Raw genomic sequence first — 22,220 nt, forward strand, 5'->3', positions numbered from 1 at the left:
CAATTAGTAATTAAGTAAAAAATAAAAAAACTATATTTGCAGCCCGTAAACGATATCTCATTTTCGGGGTGTAGCGTAGCCCGGTTATCGCGCCACGTTTGGGACGTGGAGGCCGCAGGTTCGAATCCTGCCACCCCGACAAAATAAAGCGGAAAGGTTTATTTAAAATTAAAGCATTGCTTTAATTTGCAACATTCCTTTTCAGGATCATTGAAAATAATCCTGCCGCCCAGACTATAAAAATCCAATCACACACCGTGGTTGGATTTTTTTATAGTGTTAGAAGACCTAATTACTCAATTCTTATGTAATTTTCAGAAAATACGCGGTTACCATCTTGGTCAAGTTCAATTTGACGAAATGAACTTGGTTTTAGATGTAGTTCGAAGATAAATTCTTTGCGTTCTTCAATAATTTGACTCATCATTTCAGAACCGTAATCTAAAATTTCTTTAAGCCGGTCCCCTTCAATTTTATAACTTCCATAGCCAAACCATTCTGTAGAGTCGGCAGGAACATTTTTGCTCCACATCACTTTTGAAGGTGTATATATTTTAACTTGTCTATAACCTTCGGCAATATTAAAGGAGTCTGAAACTTTATTGTCAATATAATTATAAAAACTCACCAGTTCCCAAGCACCATCTAATTTTAGTGTTGGCTCAATTTCTGGAGTAATATCAGTATGTTCTTTCTCTTTACATGAAGACAAGCAGAGTATAAAAACGCATATAATGGAAAACAGTTTCATAAGGCGATAATGTATTAGTTGATAACACACTAATTTACAAAAAAAGAATGAGTAATAGTAGGTATTGCTGCTATTTATAAAGTTATAATAACTTTTAATAACTTAAAAAGTAAGGATTGTTTTAAAAATTCTACTTTTGTTTTATTAAAGTTAAACTAAAAAAATGTCAGAAATTATAGAAAGAGTAAAATGCCTTATAATAGGTTCAGGACCTGCGGGCTATACAGCTGCTATTTATGCTGCTCGCGCGAATATGTTTCCTGTGTTGTATCAAGGCACACAACCTGGTGGGCAATTGACCACAACTAATGAAGTAGAAAATTTCCCAGGATATCCAGATGGTATTACGGGACCAGAAATGATGATTGAACTTCAAAAACAAGCAGAACGTTTTGGGACTGATGTGCGAGACGGTTGGGTTACTAAAGTTGATTTTTCTGGGGAGACCCATAAAGTCTGGGTAAACGAGACTAAAGAAATTCACTGTGATACCGTGATTATTTCAACTGGTGCTTCAGCTAAATATTTAGGACTAGAGTCTGAGCAAAAATATTTGAAACTTGGTGGAGGTGTTTCGGCTTGTGCCGTTTGTGATGGTTTCTTTTACAGAAACCAAGAAGTGGTTATTGTAGGAGCAGGAGATTCGGCATGTGAAGAAGCGCATTACTTATCTAAATTATGTAAAAAAGTAACCATGTTGGTGCGAAGAGATGAGTTTAGAGCGTCTCAAATTATGCAGACTAGGGTAAAGAATACAGCAAATATAGAAATCCTTTATAATACTGAAACTGATGAGGTTCTTGGTGATGGTCAGGTTGTAACAGGTGTTCGAGCTAAAAATAAGGCAACGGGAGAGCTGATTGAGATTCCGGCAACAGGCTTCTTTGTGGCTATCGGGCACAAGCCTAATACCGATATTTTTAAAGATTATTTAAAACTTGACAAAACAGGCTATATCATTAATGTACCTGGAACTGCAAAAACCAATGTTGAAGGCGTTTTTGTTTCGGGAGATGCTGCTGATCATGTCTATAGACAGGCCGTAACTGCAGCAGGAACTGGCTGTATGGCAGCTTTAGATGCCGAGCGTTACTTGGCGGCTAAAGATTCAACTTTTGAAGTTAATTCCTCTACATACAACTAAATAATTAGCATAGCAATAAAACAAAGTGCCTAAAGTTATCCACTTTAGGCACTTTGTGATTTTTATAAATCCTTGTTATTTGGTTTTTTTTTGAAGCTTTACATTATCAATAAATTTATTGATAGTAATTTTTGGCGTGCCAAACAAATAAATGGAGCTTGTACCAGTAGCTTCAATTGCTATAGTTTCAATAACGTCAATATAGAGGTCGCTAGAAGTTTCACAAATCGCGGTGCAGGTTTTGGTTGTGAAATTGCCACCATTAAATTTAGAATTGTTCTCGGTTCTAACAACTGTGTTCTCAGCAGTACCTTCAATATCAGCGTTAGCCCGTTGATACAAGTCAAATTTAGACTCAGGTGCATTTACTAAAGCATCTAACTTACTATTATCACTTAATTGTATAGTGGCCGATTTGGCAGTCACATTGAGTTTCACTTTTGCTTTATCTAAACTCACAAAATTGAAGCTTTGGGCCTTTACATTTAAATACGCTTTTGACGTCCCTGATGTTTTTAAAGTGGCATTTTTAAATTCTAAAGAGGTTAATGAGCGCACTTCGGCATCATCGCGCACCTCAATATGTTGCAACGCATCGTCATAATTAACTTTGATATTCATCCGTCGACTAGACGTTATTCTTTTGGTAGTATTAAAAATCAGAATACTGTCTTTTACCACAAAATTGATATACTCGTGCAGATTGTCATCAGTTTCAACTTCAACAGATGGCCGTTTATTGTAAATAATTTCAACAGAAAAATCCTCTCCCACGACAATGGTATGGAATGGGTCTATATAGGTCTGTTTAATAGTTACATTTCTATCTCCTTTTATTTTATCATCATTTTGGGCCTGAATTGAGACCATACAAACCATGCTAATTAAAAAGGTAATAATGATTTTATTCATCTTAATTAAATATTCGTGGGTTAACAAATATAAAACAAAAACCATCCCAAACCCGAAATTAGGCTTGAAATGGCTTAAAAAATAGATTGGTTAGTTGATTTAGATGGCCTTATTGTTTGCTGATACTCCCAGAAACGCCATCACTTTTGTCGATCTTTTCAGGATTTCCGTAGTATTTAATATCACCACCGCTTGAAGCTTTTGCTATTAATTCTTTAGAGGTATTTACTGTAATGTCTGCACCACTACTTGCTTTCACGTGAGAGCTAACCGCATCTAAATTTCCTGCCTTGATATCACTGCCGCTAGAAGCTTCAGCATATAAGCTGTTGGTTTTGCCTGATAGTTTTAAATCACTGCCACTAGACGAACTACAGTTAATATGTTCCGTGTTCACATTTAATTCCATGTCACTACCACTAGAAGTTGATAATTCTAAACGCTCTGCAGTTATAGTGTTGGTGCTAAATACATCGCTACCACTACTTGATGAAATGGAAGTTACAGCTTTAAAATTCACAAATACCTTTTGCGATTTTGAATGACGAATATTTTGATCGGCATATATTTTAAGCACATTATTTTTTACTTCGGTAACAATAATGTCTTGCAGGTTTTCGTCGGCTTCAACTTCAATGGTTTCAGTATCGCTTTGGGTTAAATACACGTCCATGCCACGACTGACTTCAATTTTGTCGAAATTGCCTTCAACGGTTCTGTCAACCGTAACCACATTACCATTGCCACTAATTCCTGGACTAAAGTTCATATTGAAATTGCAAGAGAACAATAGGAAGGTGAACAAGGTGGATACAATAATCTTTGTTAATGTTGTCATAATGTTTTGATTTTGATTAATTACTGATTGATTTTTAAATTTCATTTTATAGTTGGTGGTCGTAGCTTAAAACGCGCTTAAGTTTCCACTGGTCCTTATCTATTATCCATAGATGAGTAAATTTTGCAATACTTCCAGGGGTTTCCTTACCTTCAAAACGCTCATAGAATCTATGACTTCCTTCTTGAATAGCGCCATAAAGTTTTCCATTGTTGTATAAGGAGTACACTTTTAAACTTCCTTCAATTAATTCACGCCTCGCTCTGTAAGGATTTGTAGCACTACAAATTCCATTTGCCATCACGTCAATAAACGCCTGCTTTGAGTTTAATATGCCAGATTTGTCATGGTAGAACTCTAAATCATCAGTGATTAAGGCCTTAAATTGGCTTAAATCGCAGGTGTTAAACCCAAGGTCAAACAGCAAACTGTCATTAACTTTTAGGGTATTAAATACTTGAGAATTTCCATCTTCCTGTGCCTGAATTGTGATACTTAAAGTCACTAACAGTGCTAAAATTAATCGATGTTTAAACTGTTTCATTTTTTGATTGATTAATGATTCAAATATCTGTTTATAAAGTTGTGATTAGAAACTTAACTATCTGAATTGTTGATTTTTAATGATGAACTGTTAATTGTCGTCTGAAGTAATTTCAATACCGTTACTATCTATATTCACTTTAACGCCGTCATCTTTGGCCTTCAAACCTTTAGCGTTTAATTCTAATTTTAGACTATCCTTTTTAAAACGAATGCCATCTTCATCGATCTCCAATCCTGAATTATGATCTTTAACCCTTACCTTAAAGTTATCATCGCAATCCAAGCAAATCACATCATTATCTATCACTTGTAAATAATGTTCTTCCATACCATTGTCTAGGATATCTCGGTAATAGCTCGAATTTCTATGAAAGGTGTAGGTGTTATCTTCAGCGTAGAATACCATCCCTTCTGGTAAATAAAGAATCACTTCTACCTCCTGCTCACCAAATTTGTTTTCAAACGGGGTAGTGAGGTACGAATCCAATTCTAAATAATTACCACTTAGAGCATAGTTATAATTAATGTTTTGGGCTCTAACTTTCGCTTTTTGATAATCACTAGCATGGGCACTTTTTTCTATGCTGATGGAAGCAACACTGTCTTTTGTCGATCTTACAATTAGACGTATGTCTGTTCTGTAAATAACTTTGTTATCGTTTTCATCGTAAACCGTTTTAAAAAAACTACTATGCCTTCCAAAATATTTACTGTAGGCCGAATTGCCTTTCATACCAATCTTCAAGGTATCAGCACTTGTAATATATAATTGCTCGTTGCTAGTCACACTGGCGTCAAACGCATGTTCACTGGCTTGTTTAATGCCAATGATAAACATTCCTATAATAGACACTAACCAAATACCTAATAGCGAAAATTTGGCAATATTTCCTATAGATTTAAGGTTGTTCACCAAAATCTTTAAGCCTAAATAGAAGACAAAAAAGAAAGGGATACCTACAATAAAAAGTGTTAGCAATGATACTAGCCAAACAGGGGTATTGGCAGCATTAGCGGCATCTACTAAATCAAATCCAGGAATGTGAATCACATCGGCCACACCAACCGTGAAAAGTGCAATGATGAGACTAATCAAAGTTGCGGCTCCTACTATAATTAGAATGACGCCTATAAACTTGGCAAATACGGTCAAAAAAAACATGATAATATCTCCAATGGTGTCAAAAAAGGATTTTGAAGAGGACTTAATTTTGTTGCCCTGTTTTGGCAAATCCATATGTTTTACCGTGTCTGAAACCGTTTGGGATACCGTATCAAACCCATCTTTGATTTTTTTTTCAATGTTACTGATATTGACGGGTTCACCTGTCATGGTCAGTTTTTCGGCTGTTGTTACCGCTTCAGGAACGAGTACCCAAAATAAAATATAAATGAGTATAAAGGTTCCACCAGATCCTAAGGCTAGTAGTATCCAAATTAATCGAACCCAAACGGCTTCAATTCCTAAATAATGTCCAAGGCCAGATGCAACGCCTCCTACGTAAGAGTTGTCAGTATCTCTAAAAAGTTTTTTGGATGAGGTCGATCTAGGCGTTGATTTGTGCTTTGGCTCATCTTCGAAAATTTCGTCATCAACCAAATAGTCTTCAGGCTGCCCCATAATGGCAATCACTTCATCGACGAGGTTTACAGAAATCACTTGTTTTTCATTTTGAACACGCTCACCAAAGAGTTCTGCTATACGCGCTTCAATGTCGGCAATAATTTCAGAACGGCCTTGAGAGTCGGTAAATGAACGTTTTATAGCCTCAAGATAGCGCTGTAATTTTAGGTATGCATCTTCATCAATATGGAAGAATATACCTGCTAAATTTATGTTGACTGTTTTATTCATTTTTGTTTATTTTTTGATCTTGTTACTAGGTTAACTGCGTTTTGTAATTCACTCCAAGTACCGTTTAACTCATTGAGAAATAATTTTCCAGTTTCAGTTAAACCATAATATTTTCTTGGCGGGCCAGAGGTTGATTCTTCCCAACGGTAGTTGAGCAGACCGGCGTTTTTGAGTCTTGTTAATAAAGGATAAATAGTACCTTCAACAACAAGCAGTTTTGCGTCTTTAAGGGTATCTAAAATCTCGGCAACGTAAGCATCTTCGTCCTTAAGGACCGATAATATGCAATATTCCAAAACCCCTTTACGCATCTGTGCTTTTGTGTTTTCTATCTTCATGTTTTAAGGAGATTAAATTTTGAACTGTTCATTTTTTGATTGATTGATTGATGTTGATTGATGAAAATGGTGATGGTTATTTTAAAAAATTTATGGTTAATGGATATTGATATAACTCGCCATCTCTTGCCTTTAAACTGGCCTTGATAATAAATACGATTTCAAAAATAAAGGCAATGATGGCCAATGCTCCAAGTGCTCCTGTAAAATAGAGTAGTGGCGATGGCTTGCTTAAACTGAAATGAAAATGATCAAAACTATTGAAATCAAAAAAGTCTAACCCATCAAAAAACTTGAAAAAGAAAAAAGGAATGCTTATGGCACCTATTATTAGGGTATATAACAAGATGCTGATTTGAAAATTAATTATCTGCTTGCCATGGGCATCTACAAATTCCGACTTTTCTTTGTTCGCTATCCATAACACTATTGGACCTATAAAATTTCCTAGTGGTATTATAAACCTCGAAAAGGTTGATAAATGGATAAATGTTGCGATGTTTTTTTGGTGGTTGTCTAACATGATTTCAAAACATATAATAATATCTTATGCAAATATATATCCAAAAAAAGGTATTATGCAAAACATAGTAGTATATTTTAACATATATTTAACAATTTACAAGTAAATTATTTTTGATACTTTTAGGGTCAAATATCAGCTATAATGGAGATCACACCCGCAAAACTCAACACATTTTTACTATTTAAATTACCTTCTGCCTTTTTTACTGGAGTTAGAGTTAAATATATTGATAAACAACAATGTGTGGTTACAGTGAAGCATCGTTGGATTAATCAAAACCCCTTTAATTCCATGTTCTGGGCGGTACAAGGCATGGCAGCCGAGTTAACTACGGGCGCGTTGGTTATGTCTAAAATCAGAGCAACTGGTCATAATATATCGATGTTAGTCGCCAATAATAAGGCTTCGTTTTTAAAGAAAGCAACCGGACGTATTACCTTTAAATGTGATCAAGGTGATTTGGTTGATAAAGCTATTGCAAAAGCTTTAGAAACGGGAGAAGGTCAAGCCATATGGATGAATGCAATTGGAAAAAATGCCGATGACATAGAAGTCTCTAACTTTAATTTTGAATGGACGATTAAAGTGAAAAGTAAACAGTAAAAAGTTGTTTTAGAATGTAACAATTGAAAAAACAGATCAACATATAAACGAATTAACAACTAAACATATTTAAAAATGGCAGCACACGAAATCGACTATCAAATTTTTGGTGAAGAAATGCAATATGTAGAAATAGAATTAGACCCTCAAGAAGGTGTAATTGCAGAGTCTGGCAACTTTATGATGATGGATGATGGTATAAAAATGGAGACGATTTTTGGGGATGGATCAGAAAAGAATAAAGGCTTTTTAGGCTCCATACTTGGCGCCGGAAAACGTATTTTAACTGGCGAGAGTCTTTTTATGACCGCATTTTACAATAATCTTTCAGGAAAGCGAAAAGTATCATTTGCATCACCTTATCCTGGCAAAATATTGGCTGTTGATTTAACTGAATATAAAGGGAAATTCATTTGTCAAAAAGATGCATTTCTATGCGCAGCTAAAGGCGTTAGCATTGGAATTGAATTCAGCAAGCGTCTCGGACGAGGACTGTTTGGAGGGGAAGGATTTATCATGCAAAAATTGGAAGGTGATGGCATGGCTTTTGTCCATGCTGGAGGAACAATGGCAAAGAAAGTATTACAAGCTGGGGAGACTTTACGCGTAGATACAGGTTGTATAGTGGGTTTTACACAAGATGTAGATTATGATGTAGAATTTGTTGGGGGCATTAAAAATACCATCTTTGGAGGTGAAGGCTTATTCTTTGCAAAATTGAGAGGTCCTGGGGTGGTTTACGTGCAGTCGTTACCATTTAGCAGATTAGCGGGTCGTGTTTTGGCGGCTGCTCCAAAAGGTGGTGGCAAGGATAAAGGAGAAGGCAGTATTTTGGGAGGTTTGGGAGATTTATTAGATGGTGACAATAGGTTTTAAAACCCATTATTCTGTTAATTTTTTTGATTTCTTTAAAAATGAATTGATTTTTTTACTACTTTTATTCAGAATCAAAAATCTATAGCCTATAGTAAACTTCTACTTGATTTAACAAAAAACTAAAAAATTAATTATGGCAAGAGCAATGTTCGAGTACACCAAAACGGTACTTAACAAAGTCAGTTTTGATGTAACCTTGTTCTGTAAGGAAGTTCAAAAAGCAATGCAGCGACTACTACCTTATGAAATAGAAGAGCTTAAGATTTATATTAAATCACTCATCTTACAGAATCCAGAACTAAATCAATGTTTAATCTATTTAAAAGCATAAAAAAGGCGACCAACTGGTCGCCTTTTTTTATTTAGATAAGGGGCTTATAATTTCAACATTTTGAAACGCTATTGCCCCTCGTATGATGCCAGAAATACTATTGTGTATAGCGTCAATAATATGGATTTTAAGCTCACTTTTATGATAAATTAAACTAACCTCACGTGCTGGTGTTGGCTCATTAAAGTGATGTAAATTAGCTTTTTGAGTGTTATTGAGGTCTAATGTATGTAAATAGGGAAGAAGTGTCATACCTAATCCTTCGTCAGAGAGTTTGACCAATGTTTCAATACTTCCACTTTCTAATTGAAAACTATCATCTTGATGATTTTTAAAGGCTTTACATAGATTAATTACGCCATCTCTAAAACAGTGACCATCTTCTAACAAAAGCATATCTTCAATTTCAAGGTCAGAAACCGCAATGGTTTTCTTACCAGCTAATCTATGATGGTCTGGAATATAGCCCACAAAAGGTTCATAAAAAAGGACGCGCTCCTTTATGCTATCATTTTCTAAAGGTGTTGAAGCAATAGCGGCGTCTAAATGCCCGTCATTAATTTTTGTAATGATATCTTCTGTAGTTAACTCTTCAATTTTGAGCTTGACTTTAGGATGTTTTTTGATAAAAGTTTTCAAAAACATAGGCAAAAGTGTAGGCATAACCGTTGGGATAATCCCTAATTTAAATTCACCACCGATGAATCCTTTTTGCTGATCCACTATATCTTGAATTCTATCAGACTCATTTACGATATTTTTTGCCTGTTGCACTATTTTTTTTCCTACATCGGTAAGTTCAATTGGCTTCTTACTTCTGTCAAATATTAAAATATCCAATTCATCTTCTAGCTTCTGTATTTGGGTACTTAAAGTAGGTTGTGTGACGAAGCATTTTTCTGCGGCTTTAGTAAAATTTTTATGTTCAGCTATAGCTAAAACGTAATGTAATTGTGTAATTGTCATTGGTATTAATTTAAGCTATAAAAATATAAAAACTATTAATAAAAACTATGGAAGTAAAGGTTAATTATAGCTTAAATTTGTAGTAGATTTAAAATAGAAGTTATGGTACTGAATAGTATAGGATTAGATAAAAAAATGACCGTTGAATTGGCTAATGATCTCAACCAATTATTGGCAAATTTTCAAATTTATTATCAAAATTTAAGAGGGGTACATTGGAACATTAAGGGCAAACGCTTTTTTGATCTTCATGTGAAGTTTGAAGAATTGTATACCGATGCCAACATGAAAGTAGATCTAATAGCAGAGCGCATTCTAACTTTGGGTGCAACACCATTACATACCTTTGATGATTATAATAAGGCGGCTAAAGTTCCTGTGGGACATAATGTATCACGTGACGAGGAGGCGGTTCATTTAATCGTTAATTCTTTAACCGAATTATTAAAAATAGAACGTATAATCCTTGATAAATCTGGTGAAGCTAATGACGAGGGAACTAATTCAATGATGAGTGATTTTATTACCGAACAGGAGAAAACAGTATGGATGTTAAAAGCGTGGTTGAATGAACCCATTTAATTGATAGATTTTAAATAAAGGCCTCTAAACTAGAGGTCTTTTTTATATCAAGCCTCTGGATTTTATTTCAAGATACTTGTTAATCGTGTCGATGGTTAAATTTTCTGGTGTCGTTAAGATGGAATAGATACCATATTTTTTAAGCTCGTTCACAATTAGTCGCTTCTCAAAGGCAAATTTTTCAGCAATCACTTTGTCATAAACTTGCTGAATCGTTTCGGCCTTATTTGCGATTAAATCATTCAATTCGGTATTCTTAAAAAAGATTACTACAATTAAATGGCTTTTGGCAATGGCTTTTAGGTAAGGGAGTTGGCGTTCTAAACCGTCTAACGTTTCAAAATTAGTATAAAGTAAAATTAGGCTACGATGTGTTATATTCCGCTTGATATTAGCATAGAGCCGGCTAAAATCACTTTCAAAATAATCTGTGTTAATATTGTAAAGTGATTCTAAAATCAAGCGCATTTGTGAGTTACGGCGTTGTGCCACAACCATATTGTCAACCCGTTTTGAAAACGAAAGTATTCCTGCCTTGTCATGTTTTTTCAATGCAACACTGCTAATCACCAAGGATGCATTGATGGCATAATCTAATAAACTTAAACCATTAAAAGGCATTTTCATCACTCGACCTTTATCTATTACAGAATAAATGGGCTGGGATTTTTCATCTTGAAATTGATTGACCATTAAGCTGTTTTTCTTTGCCGTAGCTTTCCAGTTTATGGTGCGTAAATCATCTCCCAAGACATAATCTTTAATTTGTTCAAACTCCATGGTATGACCAATTCGGCGAATTTTTTTTATACCATAGTCCATAGAATTTTGGTTAATATTTAAAAGTTCAAACTTTTTGAGCTGTTTAAAACTGGGGTAAGTTGGCACCATGGTATTGCTGTCGAAGGTATAGCGTCGGGCGACTAAACCCAAAATAGAATGGGCATAAACATTCAAATTCCCAAAATGATATTCACCACGCTCCGTAGGTTTTAATTGATAGTGAATGGATTTTGATTGCCTCGATGGTAGAGCTAATTTTAATTCAAAATCCCTTATTTGAAACTGTTCAGGTAGCTCATCAATGATATTGCTATAAATTGTAAACGGATAATTATTCTGAATTTTGATTTCAATTGCATTTGGATCACCATTTGAAAGCTTATCCGGTAATAAACGTTGGGCTCTAATACCTTGACTTCCTATAAAAAGAATTAAAATATCACAGGTCATTAAACCTAAACCTACGACCATTGCAATTTTAGCAAGATTAAAAAATACAGGAACGAAATAGCTGAAAACAAAGAGTATGACAATGGCAATGCCAAAATAGAAAAATCTTGGCTGTATGTAAAAGGATTTAAAGAATTGTATCATTTCCTAAATTAATATTCTTTTCAATTGTATACCACTCATTACTCATTACTCATTACTCATTACTCATAACGGCTAACACCTAACACCTACCTAGGTATTTCCACCGCTTCAATAATTTGTTTAATAATATCCTTACTGGTTACGCCTTCCATTTCACGTTCTGGAGTGACAATGACTCTATGATGTAGAACCGGAATGGCGGCACGTTTTATATCTTCTGGCGTTACAAAATCGCGTCCATCCATAGCTGCAAACGCTTTACTAGCTCTTAAGATGGCTATTGATGCTCTTGGTGAAGCGCCTAAATATAAAAACTGGTTGCTTCGTGTCGATACAATGATTTCTGCAATATATTTTAATAAGTGTTCTTCGATTAAAACCTGGGCGACCAAGTTTTGGTAGTTTTTAAGTTGCTTTGGGGTTAAAAACGCAGAAACAGAACTGGTTTTTTCGCTGCCTTTTAGCTGATGTTCACGCATTAAGATTTCAATTTCATCTTCTAGTTTGGGATAATCGACATCTATTTTAAATAAAAAACGATCTAATTGGGCTTCTGGTAAGCGGTAGGTGCCTTCTTGTTCAATAGGATTTTGAGTAGCCAAAACCATGAATGGCGCTTCCAGTTTAAACACATTGCCGTCAATGGTAATCTGTTGTTCTTCCATCACTTCAAAAAGTGCCGCTTGCGTTTTTGCAGGTGCTCTGTTAATCTCATCAATAAGAATCATGTTAGAAAAAATAGGTCCTTTCTTGAATTCAAAATCGGTGGTCTTTAAGTTGAATACCGAAGTCCCTAAAATGTCACTAGGCATTAAATCTGGTGTGAATTGAATACGACTAAACCCAACGTCCAAGGTTTTTGCCAAAAGCTTTGCTGTGATAGTTTTTGCCACACCTGGTACACCTTCAATTAACGAATGTCCACCGGCTAAAAGTGAAGCGATGAGCATATCAATCATTTCGTTTTGCCCAACGATAACAGTGCCGATTTCCTTTCTTATGTTTTGAATATTAGCCTGCAATTCTGATAGATCCAATCGATTTTCAAATTGAAGGTCTTTAGCCGCTTGGGAATTTTCATTAACGGGTTCAGGGGTTTGGTCTTCAGGCGTGGGTGTATGTTGTTCTTCCATAATTATTTAGAATAAAAATCTTCAATATGTTTATTAAGTTTGATCAAATTGTCTTCAAAAAATTCGTTTTTGGTACGTAGCCAATTGATGAAGTTGATGAGTTTTTTTACCGTTTCGTATTTTTTTCCAGATTTTAAAGCCAATGTACTTATAAATTCGTCATTCAAAGTAGAAGTATCCATATGATAATCGGTTCTAATTTTTTCAAGGAAATAAATAATTTTCTTATCAATGAGGTTTTTATGGTCTTGAGTTTCAAAATAAAGGTTTGAAATGGTCTTCACAAATCCAACCGTTGTATTCTCTAAAGGCTTGATGATATTGATAACGCGTTGTCTGCGTCTGGCATTAAATACTACAAATAAGAGTGTAAGGATCAATGCGGTATACCAAGCCCATCGAAACGAAGCCTGTTCTAAAAACCAACTCAAATCTGATTTTTCTTGTACGTCACCGTAATAGGAATCGTAATATTTGGTGAACGAATCAAAATAAAGATTGTCATTAGGTAAATAGGACAAAACTCCTTCTACATAGGTGTAATGCTGATCTTTTAAAAGGTTGTAATTGGTAAAGGCTTTGGGTTCCAAATGCAAGTAAATAAAACCATCTTCAAAAGGGACTTCCAGAAAATTACTGAATGAGCGGTCGTTGCTATGATGCCCCAATGATTTATAATTATCACCATTATAGGTAGAAAAGTAATAACTCTTTAAACTTTTGTCAATTTGGGTATGTCGCTCCTCCAACCCGCGATAGTTGAACTTTAAGTGGGCAATGCTGTCTGTATTTTTAAAGGCGTCTATTTCTATATTCAGGGTATCCAGAAACTTTTCGGGTAAGTTATAATCTGAAATAAATAAGGTATTGCCATTACTGGTAAACCTTAATAGTTCCATTACATCATCATACTCCAAATAATCGGAGTTGCCTATAATGAGGTACGACCCATAAGCAACATGGTCGCCGTAGCCATCTTCAGAATTGGCATAAAGATAATTAGAAGGTGTATGGTAAACCGTACGCATTTTATGTCCTTTGAAAAGCTTTGGTAGTTCTTTATAGAGTACACTTGTACCGTAAGGTTTATTACTTTTTTCGTTATAGGTTTCGGTCCAATCAATAACCTTGTTTCTGTTAAAGTCTAAGGTAAATGCCAATGCGATAACAAACACAACGATGATCCCAATGATGATGCCCGACTTCTTCATTTTACATCTTTTAAAAGGTTTGTAAAACGTTGCTTTGCAATAGCGTATTGCTGGTTGTTTAACGGAAACTCACCATACCAGATGTAGTTGTACAAATAAGAAGTGTACGCAAAACCCTGACTAAAGTGAGTCTGGGCGATTTCATTGAGGTATTCGGCATTGGTCTTGTCGTCTTCAAGTTTTATGTAGTTTTTGAGACTTAAGGTTTTTAGCACCAACAAATAATAGTAGCGAATCGCCAGTCTATAATCGTTCTTGGATTCAGCCTCATTGATTAGAGCCTGCACATCGATATGCTCGATAGAGTCGACACTGATATCACCAAAGGAGGCTAATTTTTGACTTCTTCTGGAAGAAAATAATCCGCTAGTGCCATCATTAAAAAGAATATAGACAAGGTAGATGACTGCAAGAACCAGTGCGAGGATAAACAGGTAATTTAACAGACTTAAATCGAATGAACTTTCATTATAATTGTTGTCTTCCTTGAGGTTGGGATCGACGTTTTGATATTTTGAGGCCTCACCATTTACGGGGTTTAATTCATTATTGACGACCTCTTTACCCTCATAATTGTATTTTCTTCCAGTATATCGTTCTTTAAAATCGGCTTCAAATTGCCGCTCAGATGGTGGTTGCTGAAACGAATTAAATGCAAGCATTTGCCATTCGTTAGTGAATAACAGAAACAGACAAAAACATAAGATGCCTAAAGGATATCTCATTTTTGAGGAAATGAGGTTAATAGTTCGGCTTTCAATTTCTTTTGAACCATAAATGGATAGATCAAATAGTAGTAGGCAATTAATCCCAAGGTGATTAAAATGATACTTACCGATAAATAGTTGGGCATGTCATTGGCGTAGCGGGTGATAAAGCCTTCTAAAAATCCCGCAAAAAATGTAAATGGAAATGTACTTAATAGGATTTTTACGCCTGTTTTGGCACCGCGCTTGAAAGAGTTAAATCGCGAATAGGTTCCGGGAAATAAAATACTGGCTCCTAGGATTAAACCTGCGGCAGATTCTATAACGATGGCAAAAATTTCCATAGAACCATGAATCCAAATACCTCTTACACTTTCCCAAAACACATTCTTTTCATAAAAAAAGTATTGAAAAGAGCCAAGCATAATACAGTTTTTAAACAGTATCCAAACAGTACCAAAACCGCCAAAAATACCTAAAATGAATGCGATAATACCTACGCGAAGGTTGTTTATAGTAATGCCAATAAAACTCCCCCAATTACTCCCGCTCTTATAAACGGCAACCGGGTTGCCAGCCTCAATATTTTCAATCGTCATATTCACATACTGATCACCAAGAATAGACCTCACAAATTCACCATCGTTGGCTGCCGAAATAACACCAATAGCCGTAAACATCGAGAAAATAATAAAGGCCACGTAAATAAATTTACGGTACTGGTAGGTAATCAATGGGATTTCGGTTTTCCAGAATTCAACAATACGGTTGGTGTCTTCTCGTTTGGTTTTGTAAATTTTCTGAAAAGCTTTGGCGGCAAGCTGGTTTAAATAGACAATTACCTTACTTTTGGGGTAATACGTTTGAGCGTAGGAGAGGTCATTGATTAAATGAATGTATTGTGAAGCAAGTTCATCAGGATCTTTAAAATCGTTATTAAAAATGGCTGTTTCAAAACTCAACCATTTTTCTTTATTTTGCTTGATAAATGCAACTTCTCTCATACAGTCGTTAAATTAAAATATAAAATGTCAGAGTTACAAATTAACACAACTCAAAATGTAAAAATAAATTTTGAGGCCGCTGGAGTGGGAGAGCGCTTATTAGCCTTCATATTAGATACCTGTATAAAAATTGGGTATTTAATTATTGCCGGAAATGTGTTTGGGGCTTTTGAGAACATGGACGAATGGTCCCAAATTGGTATCAACACCATCTTAAGTTTTCCTGTTATATTTTATACTTTGGTTTTAGAGTCCCTTTTGGAAGGTCAAACCATAGGTAAGAAAGCCATGAAAATAAGGGTGGTTAAAATTGATGGTTACCAAGCCTCCTTGGCCGATTATCTTGTACGGTGGTTTTTTAGGATTGTAGACATTTACATTTTTGGAATAGGCTTCTTTGTGATTATGTTCAACAAACGTTCTCAGCGTTTTGGTGACATGGCTGCCGGGACAGCAGTAATCTCGATTAAGGATAAAGTAACCATTAATCATACCATTTTAGAAGATTTACGAGAAGACTATAAGCCTACGTATCCCAATGTGATTCGGCTTTCTGATAATGATGCACGAATTATTAAGGATACTTTTACTATTGCAAAAGAATCTAAAGATTACCAAACCCTGATTAAATTACGTACCAAAATTGTGGAAGTTACCGAAATCAAAAAAGCAAGCAGTTCAGACATTCAGTTTATAGATACTGTATTGAAAGACTATAATTATTATACCCAGAACATGTGATGTTTTTTCAAATCATAGATATATTAGGTACGGTTGCCTTTGCTGTTTCAGGTGTTTTGGTAGCCATGAACAAACGCATGGATTTATTTGGTGTGCTCATCATTGCATTCGTTACAGCCGTTGGCGGTGGGACATTAAGAGACATGCTCATTGGCCAAACTCCAGTGTCTTGGATGACCAATATGACCTATGTGTATGTGATTTTTGGAGCCACGATTTTAGCGATAATTCTTAAAGATAAGATCAATTATTTACGTACCTCACTCTTTTTATTTGATACTATTGGTATAGGATTATATACGGTTGTAGGTATCGAAAAAGGGATTCAAGCAGAATTGCACCCCATTATTTGTATTGCACTCGGAACCATGACTGCCTGTTTTGGAGGCGTCATAAGGGATATACTTTGCAATGAAATCCCAGTTGTTTTCAGGAAGGAAATTTACGCAACGGCTTGTATTTTAGGAGGCCTAACCTATTTTTTGCTTCGAGAGTTTATGAACGACACCAATTTTGTGTTTGTCATTGCAGGGCTTATTGTAATTATAGTGCGTCTATTAGCCGTGAAACTAAAAATTAGTTTACCCAACTTATATAGAGACAAATAAAAAGGCATTGATATATACCAATGCCTTTTTAAGTTTATTGTTTTTGCCAATAGTTAATCCTTTGGGACAGGAAAGCCTCTATCTTTCATCAAAGCTTCAATTTTGGCATCTCTGCCTCTAAACAAGCGGTAAGCATCAGCAGGATCCATTGAATTACGTGGTGCAAATAAATACTTCACGAGTTTTTCGGCAACATCGGCATCATAGAATCCACCTGGCGCTTCTCTAAAGGCTTCAGAAGCATCACTGGTTAAAACATCTGCCCACATATAACCATAATAGGCTGTTGCATAACCTTCGCCGGAGAACACATGTCCAAAATGAGGTGTTCTGTGACGCATTGGGATTTCTTCTGGCATGTTGAGCTCGGCCAAAGTTTCACGTTCAAATTTATCTACGTCGATATTCTCGGGATCGGCAAGATGGATTTTCATATCGATTAAAGCGGAAGCTAAATATTCCGTTGTACCAAATCCTTGATTGAAGGTTGAAGCTTTTTTGATTTTTTCAACCAAAGAAGCAGGAATAGGTTCACCCGTTTTATAATGTACTAAAAACTGATTGATCACTTGATCTGTAGATAACCAACGTTCTAATAACTGCGATTGAAATTCGGTGTAGTCCCTCACACCACCATTTAAGGTGGGGTATTTTACATTGGCAGAAAAGAAGTGTAATGCATGACCAAATTCATGGAAAAAGGTGGTGGCATCATCCCAAGACACTAAAACAGCTTCTCCTGGTGCTGGCTTAACAAAGTTAGAATTGTTGGAGGCTAATACATTTTTCTCACCATCAAACGAGTCGTAACTTCTGTAGGTCGTAGCCCAAGCTCCCGAACGTTTGCCTTCTCTGGCGTAGGGATCTAAGTACCATAGACCTATATGTTTACCAGAATCCTTATCGGTAACTTCCCAAACGTTGACATCGTCGTGAAATACAGGTATTTTCCCTTTTTCAACAGGGGTAAATTTATAATTGAATAATTCACCAGCTACATAAAATATAGCATCTGTTAATTTATCGAGTTGTAGATATTGCTTGACTTCTTCGCTATCAAGATCATACTTTTTTTGACGCACTTTTTCGGCGTAATATCTATAATCCCAAGGCTCAATAGAGATATTGTCGCGATTGGCATCAGCAACGGCTTGCATGTCGGCAACTTCTTCTTCAACACGTGCTATAGCAGCCGGCCAAACTGCCATCATTAAATTCATAGCATTTTCAGGTGTTTTGGCCATACGATCCTGTAAGCGCCATTCGGCATAATTATCATAACCCATTAAACCAACACGCTCTTTACGGAGTTTTAAAATTTGCGCTATTAATTGGTTATTGTCATATTCATCGCCGTTATCACCGCGCGCGTAATAATTGGTCCACACTTGTTTGCGCAATTCACGCTCTGTAGAATAGGTTAAAAATGGATCCATGGATGAACGTGTGTTCGTAATGGCATATTTACCTTCTTGCCCTTTGTCTGCCGCGATTTTTGCAGCCGATTTGATAAAACCTTCCGATAAGCCACCCAATTGATCCTTGGTTAAATAAGTGACATAGTTCTCTTCGTCATGTAGCACATTGTTGGAGAATTTGGTGTATAATGAGGATAGCTCCTTGTTGATTTCGGCATAACGCTTCTTTTTGGCTTCATCAAGATTGGCACCATTCATTTCAAAATTTTTGTAGATCAAATCCACAACACGTTGTTGGTCTGCAGGTAATGGTTGTTCCTGTGAAGCGTCGTAAACGGCCTTAATACGTTTAAACAGAGCTTCATTTTGTGAAATTTTAGAATTGTATTCTGAAATTTTAGGAGCCAATTCGGTTTGTACATCTCTAAATTCAGGAGACGATACATTGCTACTCATGATGCCGTAATAGACAAAAACCCGGTTAAGTACTTTACCGGAACGCTCCATTTCTTCAATGGTGTTTTCAAAAGTAGGTGCTTCGGGACTATTTGCAATGCGCTCAATATCTGCAAGGCCTAAAGCCATCGCCTCTTCCATTGCAGGTTTCACATCGGAGACGGTCATTTTATCAAATGCAGAAACACCTTGGTAGGGCCCTGTCCATTCCTGAACTAAAATATTGTCGCTCATTTTTGGTTCATTTTTGTCGTCTTTACATGCCGTAAATGTTACGATTGCACATAAACTCAAAGCAGATAAGGGCTTTGATAATGGTAGTTTTATCATTAGTTAATTATTAAAATTGAAGCTTTAAAGTTATAAATTTAGAAGACCAATTTTCTTAATTATTTTATAATTTCTGCTTTTTGAATATAGACATTATGAAGTGGCCACTCGGCGTTGTCTGTAGGTTGTGCGGCAATTTCATCTACAACATCCATACCTCTAATCACTCTCCCAAAAATGGTATAATCGCCATCAAGGTGATAGGCATCTCTTTGGACAATAAAAAACTCATATGGCGACGCCAATTTATGCGGATTTTCAATCTCACTACTCGGCATCGAAATAACGCCACGGCTATGTCTGTAGCCACGCTTACTATCGTTTGGCAATAAATATTTCCCAATATAGGTGCGTTTTTTTGCAATGTCTATATCATCTGTATTTCCGCCTTGAATAATAAAATTATTGACCACTCTATGAAATTGCGTACCGTCAAAATAGCCTTGTTTCGTGAGAAAAATAAAATTAGCCTTATGAAATCTCACATTGTCAAATAAAAGAATATCTATGTCGCCAAAGTCGGTAGTCAGTCGAACTTTATCTTCTTTTAAATCTTCTGAATAGTGAAGAAAAAATTCCATAGCGTTTTCATCAGTAAGTTCTGGGAATTCGCGTTCTGGTTCTGTTACTGTATCCTTTTTAATTTCAATAGGTTCGGTTTTTATTATTGAATCTGTAGTTGAAGTTGTTTTGTTTTGATTGGTTTTTTTATCTTCACAGTTCGAAAAAAGTAAGGATAGACCTATTAATAAAAGAATTCTCATCATGAATTTTAATACATTTTTACATTCTGTTTCAAAAATAGAAAATATTGAACTTCCAGGAGAATCCTCGCATCTTAAAATGTCTCCTCCGTTTCGTTTGGAGTTAATGGAACGCAATAAAGAATTGATGAAAAAGGCCAAAAAAGCAGGTGTTCTGGCTCTATTTTATCCAAACAGTCAACAGCAAACGCAATTTGCTTTAATATTAAGAAAAACCTATAAAGGAGTGCATTCGGCGCAAATTGGATTTCCGGGAGGAAAAATTGAAAAAGGAGATGTTAATATCGAATTCACCGCTTTACGAGAAGCACAGGAAGAAATAGGAGTGCAAAAATGTGATGTACAAGTTGTAAAGGCCCTGACTGAATTATATATTCCTCCTAGCAATTTTACAGTGTATCCCTTTTTAGGAGTATGCCCTAAAACCCCAAGATTTGTGAGGCAAGAAGATGAAGTAGATGATGTGATAGAAGTGAGTCTGTCTCACTTTGTTGAGGACGATAATATGATTAAAACTGTTGTACCAACATCGTACAAATTAGAGGTTGAAGTTCCGGCGTTTCAACTCAACGGGCATATAGTTTGGGGTGCGACCGCAATGATGTTAAGTGAATTAAAAGACCTTTTAAAACAGGTTTTATAGCCTGCAGTTTATTATTTTTGTATTTCGCACTAACTAATAACTACTATGGGATTATTCAAAAGGAATCCTTTCGGACATATACTTTTTATAAAAAAATGGCTCATCAGAATTTTGGGAGCCATGACGCACAGGCGTTTTAGAGGGTTTAATGAACTGCAAATTGATGGTTCAGAAATCATTAAAGCACTTCCTGATAAAAATGTATTGTTCATCTCAAACCATCAAACTTATTTTGCTGATGTGGTAGCCATGTTTCATGTATTCAATGCCAGTTTGAGTAATAGGGATGACTCCATAAAAAATATTGGTTACCTCTGGAATCCTAAACTTAACATTTATTATGTGGCCGCCAAAGAGACCATGAAGTCTGGTCTGTTACCTAAAATTCTGGCTTATGTAGGTTCGGTAAGTATTGAACGTACCTGGAGGGCCGAAGGTAAAGATGTAAATAGACAGGTAAAGTTGAGCGATATTTCAAATATTGGGAAGGCTCTTGGTGATGGTTGGGTGATCACCTTTCCACAAGGAACCACAACGCCCTTTAAACCAATTAGAAAAGGGACAGCACATATTATTAAACGATATAGGCCAGTGGTTGTTCCTATTGTTATTGATGGATTTAGGCGCTCATTTGATAAAAAAGGTCTTAGAATTAAGAAGAAAAATATTCTGCAGTCCATGGAAATTAAACCACCATTGGAAATTGACTATGATAACGATAGTATTGATAGTATTGTAGAAAAAATTGAATATGCCATTGAGCAGCATCCTTCATTTTTAAAGGTTATCCCACAAGAAGAGATTATGGCGCAAGAAGAGCTTAATAAAATGCGTGAATGGTAATCTTAAGTTAGATGTAAGAAGCTAGATATTAAAAGTGATATTTACTAGCATCTAAACACCAAACACGAAACACTACGTTTCTAGTCTTTTTAATTCTTTATAATTTCTGTTAAGTCGCTTAAGTAAAATACCGTAAATAAGATAGTAAAACAGTAAGATAACCCCTATCATGATAGCAAGGGCTGCAAGGGTGATGATTATTGTTAGTGCATAAAACTTAAATAATTCGCCGTTTGCAGTGGCTTTATTAATTGTGGCGATCATTTGGTCGTCCCTGTTAAATTGAATCCCTAAAACTAGAAATGCTGAAGCTGCCAAATAGATTAAGTTAAAGGCCACATACTGCTTCACCGTACGACGTGTTTTTAAAATGTTTTCCATTAACCGCTTGGCGTTGTCTGTTACCGAAATGGTTCGGTAATTCATAAAAAACTTGTAAAAGAAATAGGCTAATATAATATAACCCAAAGCCATAAACGGAATCATGATATTTTCGGCATGGTAGGATTCAAATTTTTTGTTGAAATCGGCATCTTTAAGTGCAAATGAAAGCCCTGTCCATAGCACAAATTCTAAAATGCTAATGATAAAAATCCACTTCACAATGGAAGACGACTTTTTAAGGATCATCTTATAAATCTCATTATAAGTGAGTTTTGGATATCTAGAATCATCCTTCTTCCAATCCTTTTTTAATATTTCTAATTCATCCATAAT

The 22,220-nt window shown here is 35.7% G+C and carries 25 protein-coding genes and 1 tRNA gene; 10 read left to right on the forward strand and 16 right to left on the reverse strand.

Translation table 11 applies throughout. The features are described 5' to 3' along the window. Positions 1–64: 64 nt before the first annotated feature. A tRNA-Pro gene (locus tag ACFO5O_RS01475) sits at positions 65–139 on the forward strand. 153 nt (positions 140–292) lie between these two features. Here ACFO5O_RS01475 and ACFO5O_RS01480 read toward each other — a convergent pair. Continuing rightward, positions 293–751, reverse strand: coding sequence for a hypothetical protein (locus ACFO5O_RS01480; RefSeq protein ID WP_387960236.1), 459 nt, complete (start codon positions 749–751; stop codon positions 293–295). A 163-nt stretch (positions 752–914) separates the two neighbouring features. Between ACFO5O_RS01480 and trxB the strand changes: the two genes are divergently transcribed. Further along, positions 915–1,895 carry a thioredoxin-disulfide reductase gene (gene trxB, locus ACFO5O_RS01485; protein WP_387960238.1) on the forward strand — a complete coding sequence of 327 codons (981 nt, stop codon included), beginning with the start codon at positions 915–917 and terminating at the stop codon, positions 1,893–1,895. A 75-nt stretch (positions 1,896–1,970) separates the two neighbouring features. On the opposite strand, the gene ACFO5O_RS01490 is transcribed toward trxB, so the two are convergent. The 6 genes from ACFO5O_RS01490 to ACFO5O_RS01515 all read right to left on the reverse strand — a co-directional run bounded on the left by ACFO5O_RS01490 (position 1,971) and on the right by ACFO5O_RS01515 (position 6,907). Continuing rightward, positions 1,971–2,807, reverse strand: coding sequence for a GIN domain-containing protein (locus ACFO5O_RS01490; protein ID WP_387960240.1), 837 nt, complete (start codon positions 2,805–2,807; stop codon positions 1,971–1,973). Positions 2,808–2,916: 109 nt separating this feature from the next. Beyond that, positions 2,917–3,645: a head GIN domain-containing protein gene (locus ACFO5O_RS01495; protein WP_387960242.1), complete on the reverse strand. Its 729-nt coding sequence runs from the start codon at positions 3,643–3,645 to the stop codon at positions 2,917–2,919. A 46-nt stretch (positions 3,646–3,691) separates the two neighbouring features. Continuing rightward, positions 3,692–4,189, reverse strand: coding sequence for a nuclear transport factor 2 family protein (locus ACFO5O_RS01500; RefSeq protein ID WP_387960243.1), 498 nt, complete (start codon positions 4,187–4,189; stop codon positions 3,692–3,694). A 90-nt stretch (positions 4,190–4,279) separates the two neighbouring features. Then, positions 4,280–6,046 carry a PspC domain-containing protein gene (locus ACFO5O_RS01505; RefSeq protein WP_387960244.1) on the reverse strand — a complete coding sequence of 589 codons (1,767 nt, stop codon included), beginning with the start codon at positions 6,044–6,046 and terminating at the stop codon, positions 4,280–4,282. Beyond that, positions 6,043–6,384, reverse strand: coding sequence for a PadR family transcriptional regulator (locus ACFO5O_RS01510; protein WP_119028407.1), 342 nt, complete (start codon positions 6,382–6,384; stop codon positions 6,043–6,045). The genes ACFO5O_RS01505 and ACFO5O_RS01510 overlap by 4 nt, the downstream gene beginning before the upstream one ends. Before the next feature lie 76 nt (positions 6,385–6,460). After that, complete coding sequence (locus ACFO5O_RS01515; protein WP_387960246.1) at positions 6,461–6,907, reverse strand: DUF4870 domain-containing protein; 447 nt, start codon at positions 6,905–6,907, stop codon at positions 6,461–6,463. Between the two features lie 144 nt (positions 6,908–7,051). Here ACFO5O_RS01515 and ACFO5O_RS01520 point away from each other — a divergent pair, with 144 nt between their 5' ends. The 3 genes from ACFO5O_RS01520 (at position 7,052) to ACFO5O_RS01530 (ending at position 8,720) form a co-directional block, all read left to right on the forward strand. Beyond that, positions 7,052–7,513, forward strand: coding sequence for a DUF4442 domain-containing protein (locus tag ACFO5O_RS01520; RefSeq protein ID WP_387960248.1), 462 nt, complete (start codon positions 7,052–7,054; stop codon positions 7,511–7,513). Positions 7,514–7,588: 75 nt separating this feature from the next. Next, complete coding sequence (locus tag ACFO5O_RS01525; RefSeq protein ID WP_387960250.1) at positions 7,589–8,389, forward strand: TIGR00266 family protein; 801 nt, start codon at positions 7,589–7,591, stop codon at positions 8,387–8,389. A gap of 133 nt (positions 8,390–8,522) precedes the next feature. Further along, positions 8,523–8,720, forward strand: coding sequence for a hypothetical protein (locus tag ACFO5O_RS01530; RefSeq protein WP_119028410.1), 198 nt, complete (start codon positions 8,523–8,525; stop codon positions 8,718–8,720). A gap of 27 nt (positions 8,721–8,747) precedes the next feature. Here the strand turns inward: ACFO5O_RS01530 and ACFO5O_RS01535 are convergent, their stop codons facing one another. Then, positions 8,748–9,686, reverse strand: coding sequence for a LysR substrate-binding domain-containing protein (locus ACFO5O_RS01535; protein WP_387960253.1), 939 nt, complete (start codon positions 9,684–9,686; stop codon positions 8,748–8,750). A gap of 102 nt (positions 9,687–9,788) precedes the next feature. On the opposite strand from ACFO5O_RS01535, the gene ACFO5O_RS01540 reads away from it, so the two are divergent. Next, on the forward strand, positions 9,789–10,268 hold the full coding sequence (locus ACFO5O_RS01540) for a Dps family protein (RefSeq protein WP_387960255.1): 480 nt from the start codon (positions 9,789–9,791) through the stop codon (positions 10,266–10,268). A gap of 42 nt (positions 10,269–10,310) precedes the next feature. On the opposite strand, the gene ACFO5O_RS01545 is transcribed toward ACFO5O_RS01540, so the two are convergent. The 5 genes from ACFO5O_RS01545 to ACFO5O_RS01565 all read right to left on the reverse strand — a co-directional run bounded on the left by ACFO5O_RS01545 (position 10,311) and on the right by ACFO5O_RS01565 (position 15,700). Beyond that, positions 10,311–11,645, reverse strand: coding sequence for a DUF58 domain-containing protein (locus ACFO5O_RS01545; RefSeq protein ID WP_387960257.1), 1,335 nt, complete (start codon positions 11,643–11,645; stop codon positions 10,311–10,313). Between the two features lie 86 nt (positions 11,646–11,731). Next, positions 11,732–12,778, reverse strand: coding sequence for an AAA family ATPase (locus ACFO5O_RS01550; protein ID WP_387960259.1), 1,047 nt, complete (start codon positions 12,776–12,778; stop codon positions 11,732–11,734). A 2-nt stretch (positions 12,779–12,780) separates the two neighbouring features. Next, complete coding sequence (locus tag ACFO5O_RS01555; RefSeq protein ID WP_387960261.1) at positions 12,781–13,989, reverse strand: DUF4350 domain-containing protein; 1,209 nt, start codon at positions 13,987–13,989, stop codon at positions 12,781–12,783. Then, positions 13,986–14,714: a hypothetical protein gene (locus ACFO5O_RS01560; RefSeq protein WP_387960263.1), complete on the reverse strand. Its 729-nt coding sequence runs from the start codon at positions 14,712–14,714 to the stop codon at positions 13,986–13,988. Before ACFO5O_RS01560 ends, ACFO5O_RS01555 begins: the two co-directional genes overlap by 4 nt. Continuing rightward, on the reverse strand, positions 14,711–15,700 hold the full coding sequence (locus tag ACFO5O_RS01565) for a stage II sporulation protein M (RefSeq protein WP_387960265.1): 990 nt from the start codon (positions 15,698–15,700) through the stop codon (positions 14,711–14,713). Before ACFO5O_RS01565 ends, ACFO5O_RS01560 begins: the two co-directional genes overlap by 4 nt. 24 nt (positions 15,701–15,724) lie before the next feature. Here ACFO5O_RS01565 and ACFO5O_RS01570 point away from each other — a divergent pair, with 24 nt between their 5' ends. Beyond that, entirely contained in the window at positions 15,725–16,441 is a 717-nt protein-coding gene (locus ACFO5O_RS01570; RefSeq protein ID WP_387960267.1) for an RDD family protein, read from the forward strand. Continuing rightward, positions 16,441–17,049 (forward strand): trimeric intracellular cation channel family protein, encoded by a 609-nt coding sequence (locus tag ACFO5O_RS01575; protein ID WP_387960269.1) that lies wholly within the window; start codon positions 16,441–16,443, stop codon positions 17,047–17,049. The genes ACFO5O_RS01570 and ACFO5O_RS01575 overlap by 1 nt, the downstream gene beginning before the upstream one ends. 53 nt (positions 17,050–17,102) lie before the next feature. Here ACFO5O_RS01575 and ACFO5O_RS01580 read toward each other — a convergent pair whose 3' ends face one another. Further along, positions 17,103–19,253: a M3 family metallopeptidase gene (locus tag ACFO5O_RS01580; RefSeq protein ID WP_387960271.1), complete on the reverse strand. Its 2,151-nt coding sequence runs from the start codon at positions 19,251–19,253 to the stop codon at positions 17,103–17,105. Positions 19,254–19,312: 59 nt separating this feature from the next. Continuing rightward, complete coding sequence (locus tag ACFO5O_RS01585; protein WP_387960273.1) at positions 19,313–20,020, reverse strand: peptidylprolyl isomerase; 708 nt, start codon at positions 20,018–20,020, stop codon at positions 19,313–19,315. Between ACFO5O_RS01585 and ACFO5O_RS01590 the strand changes: the two genes are divergently transcribed. Then, entirely contained in the window at positions 20,019–20,660 is a 642-nt protein-coding gene (locus ACFO5O_RS01590) for an NUDIX hydrolase (protein WP_387960275.1), read from the forward strand. The two genes, ACFO5O_RS01585 and ACFO5O_RS01590, sit on opposite strands and share 2 nt — an antisense overlap. Before the next feature lie 45 nt (positions 20,661–20,705). Beyond that, positions 20,706–21,503 carry a lysophospholipid acyltransferase family protein gene (locus ACFO5O_RS01595; RefSeq protein ID WP_387960277.1) on the forward strand — a complete coding sequence of 266 codons (798 nt, stop codon included), beginning with the start codon at positions 20,706–20,708 and terminating at the stop codon, positions 21,501–21,503. A 72-nt stretch (positions 21,504–21,575) separates the two neighbouring features. On the opposite strand, the gene ACFO5O_RS01600 is transcribed toward ACFO5O_RS01595, so the two are convergent. Next, entirely contained in the window at positions 21,576–22,217 is a 642-nt protein-coding gene (locus ACFO5O_RS01600; protein WP_387960279.1) for a hypothetical protein, read from the reverse strand. Positions 22,218–22,220: the final 3 nt, after the last annotated feature.

Origin of the sequence: Geojedonia litorea, assembly GCF_042654525.1 — a bacterium.
Classification (GTDB): Bacteria; Bacteroidota; Bacteroidia; order Flavobacteriales; family Flavobacteriaceae; genus Geojedonia; species Geojedonia litorea.

Bases quoted from the DNA above. Each gene is read 5' to 3' on its own strand.
- ACFO5O_RS01575 (WP_387960269.1), top strand. From the start codon at position 16,441: ATGTTTTTTCAAATCATAGATATATTAGGTACGGTTGCCTTTGCTGTT.
- trxB (WP_387960238.1), top strand. From the start codon at position 915: ATGTCAGAAATTATAGAAAGAGTAAAATGCCTTATAATAGGTTCAGGA.
- ACFO5O_RS01490 (WP_387960240.1), bottom strand. From the start codon at position 2,807: ATGAATAAAATCATTATTACCTTTTTAATTAGCATGGTTTGTATGGTC.
- ACFO5O_RS01515 (WP_387960246.1), bottom strand. From the start codon at position 6,907: ATGTTAGACAACCACCAAAAAAACATCGCAACATTTATCCATTTATCA.
- ACFO5O_RS01570 (WP_387960267.1), top strand. From the start codon at position 15,725: ATGTCAGAGTTACAAATTAACACAACTCAAAATGTAAAAATAAATTTT.
- ACFO5O_RS01555 (WP_387960261.1), bottom strand. From the start codon at position 13,989: ATGAAGAAGTCGGGCATCATCATTGGGATCATCGTTGTGTTTGTTATC.
- ACFO5O_RS01520 (WP_387960248.1), top strand. From the start codon at position 7,052: ATGGAGATCACACCCGCAAAACTCAACACATTTTTACTATTTAAATTA.
- ACFO5O_RS01510 (WP_119028407.1), bottom strand. From the start codon at position 6,384: ATGAAGATAGAAAACACAAAAGCACAGATGCGTAAAGGGGTTTTGGAA.
- ACFO5O_RS01535 (WP_387960253.1), bottom strand. From the start codon at position 9,686: ATGACAATTACACAATTACATTACGTTTTAGCTATAGCTGAACATAAA.
- ACFO5O_RS01540 (WP_387960255.1), top strand. From the start codon at position 9,789: ATGGTACTGAATAGTATAGGATTAGATAAAAAAATGACCGTTGAATTG.
- ACFO5O_RS01600 (WP_387960279.1), bottom strand. From the start codon at position 22,217: ATGGATGAATTAGAAATATTAAAAAAGGATTGGAAGAAGGATGATTCT.
- ACFO5O_RS01530 (WP_119028410.1), top strand. From the start codon at position 8,523: ATGGCAAGAGCAATGTTCGAGTACACCAAAACGGTACTTAACAAAGTC.
- ACFO5O_RS01585 (WP_387960273.1), bottom strand. From the start codon at position 20,020: ATGATGAGAATTCTTTTATTAATAGGTCTATCCTTACTTTTTTCGAAC.
- ACFO5O_RS01590 (WP_387960275.1), top strand. From the start codon at position 20,019: ATGAATTTTAATACATTTTTACATTCTGTTTCAAAAATAGAAAATATT.
- ACFO5O_RS01495 (WP_387960242.1), bottom strand. From the start codon at position 3,645: ATGACAACATTAACAAAGATTATTGTATCCACCTTGTTCACCTTCCTA.
- ACFO5O_RS01500 (WP_387960243.1), bottom strand. From the start codon at position 4,189: ATGAAACAGTTTAAACATCGATTAATTTTAGCACTGTTAGTGACTTTA.
- ACFO5O_RS01595 (WP_387960277.1), top strand. From the start codon at position 20,706: ATGGGATTATTCAAAAGGAATCCTTTCGGACATATACTTTTTATAAAA.
- ACFO5O_RS01550 (WP_387960259.1), bottom strand. From the start codon at position 12,778: ATGGAAGAACAACATACACCCACGCCTGAAGACCAAACCCCTGAACCC.
- ACFO5O_RS01480 (WP_387960236.1), bottom strand. From the start codon at position 751: ATGAAACTGTTTTCCATTATATGCGTTTTTATACTCTGCTTGTCTTCA.
- ACFO5O_RS01565 (WP_387960265.1), bottom strand. From the start codon at position 15,700: ATGAGAGAAGTTGCATTTATCAAGCAAAATAAAGAAAAATGGTTGAGT.
- ACFO5O_RS01545 (WP_387960257.1), bottom strand. From the start codon at position 11,645: ATGATACAATTCTTTAAATCCTTTTACATACAGCCAAGATTTTTCTAT.
- ACFO5O_RS01525 (WP_387960250.1), top strand. From the start codon at position 7,589: ATGGCAGCACACGAAATCGACTATCAAATTTTTGGTGAAGAAATGCAA.
- ACFO5O_RS01580 (WP_387960271.1), bottom strand. From the start codon at position 19,253: ATGATAAAACTACCATTATCAAAGCCCTTATCTGCTTTGAGTTTATGT.
- ACFO5O_RS01560 (WP_387960263.1), bottom strand. From the start codon at position 14,714: ATGAGATATCCTTTAGGCATCTTATGTTTTTGTCTGTTTCTGTTATTC.
- ACFO5O_RS01505 (WP_387960244.1), bottom strand. From the start codon at position 6,046: ATGAATAAAACAGTCAACATAAATTTAGCAGGTATATTCTTCCATATT.